Below are 804 nucleotides of genomic sequence, written 5' to 3'. Positions count from 1 at the left end.
ACAAAGAAAGTTAAATCCTGTGCTTGACTCTTGTGGTTAAAAACAGGACATTTTAAATGGTTTATCGCATAGACATTTTAATTGGTGAATAACACGACTTGTAATGCAATTTGCATTACACTATTCCTAGTACATTAAATACTTGGGAAATATGATGGCTACTGTTAACTTCAGGATCGATGAAGCCCTTAAAGAAAAATCTTATTCAATCCTTAAAGAGCAAGGTATTGCACCTACGGATTTCTTCACTAGTATTCTTGAGTATGTTGCTACGACTGGGAAACTGCCTGTCAAAAAAGCTTTGCTTTCAGAAGAAGATGAAGAATTATTAGCTCTTGTCCGTAAGCGCATTAATGATCCTAAAGAGATGTTTGAGGAAGTCACATTAGATGACTTATAAGCTTTTACGTCACAAGGACTTTACAGCAGAATGGGAAAAACTCCCTGTTGCTATACGAGATCAATTTAAAAAGAAACTAGCCAAAGTCATAGAGCAGCCACATATTCCAAAGAATATGCTTAGAGGCGATCTTGCAGGTTGCTATAAAATCAAATTATTAAAAGCTGGTGTCCGACTTGTCTATCAAGTTAAAGATGATCAGGTAGTTATCCTGCTCATTACCGTCGGAAAACGAGCTGATAGCATAGTTTATGACGAAGCGAAAAAGCGAATTAAAGACTAAAAATGGGAGCTTAAAGCTCCCATTTTTGTGTTATTCACCAATTAAAATGTCTATGCGATAAACCATTTAAAATGTCCTGTTTTTAACCACAAGAGTCAAGCACAGGATTTAACTTTCTTTG

Annotated in this window: 2 protein-coding genes; both read left to right on the top strand. The window is 35.7% G+C overall.

What is annotated here, in order from left to right; genetic code table 11:
- The first annotated feature begins 154 nt into the window (after window positions 1-154).
- Window positions 155-400: a type II toxin-antitoxin system RelB/DinJ family antitoxin gene (locus F991_RS01520; protein WP_000246755.1), complete on the top strand. Its 246-nt coding sequence runs from the start codon at window positions 155-157 to the stop codon at window positions 398-400.
- A complete protein-coding gene (locus tag F991_RS01515; protein ID WP_000221358.1) occupies window positions 390-683 on the top strand; it encodes a type II toxin-antitoxin system RelE family toxin in 294 nt (97 codons plus the stop codon). Before F991_RS01520 ends, F991_RS01515 begins: the two co-directional genes overlap by 11 nt.
- Window positions 684-804: the final 121 nt, after the last annotated feature.

The sequence above is a fragment of the Acinetobacter sp. CIP-A165 genome, assembly GCF_000367985.1.
In the GTDB taxonomy this organism is placed as follows: domain Bacteria; phylum Pseudomonadota; class Gammaproteobacteria; order Pseudomonadales; family Moraxellaceae; genus Acinetobacter.
The sequence above is the reverse complement of the archived record's forward strand: the minus strand, read 5'-3'. Positions and strand labels throughout refer to the sequence as shown.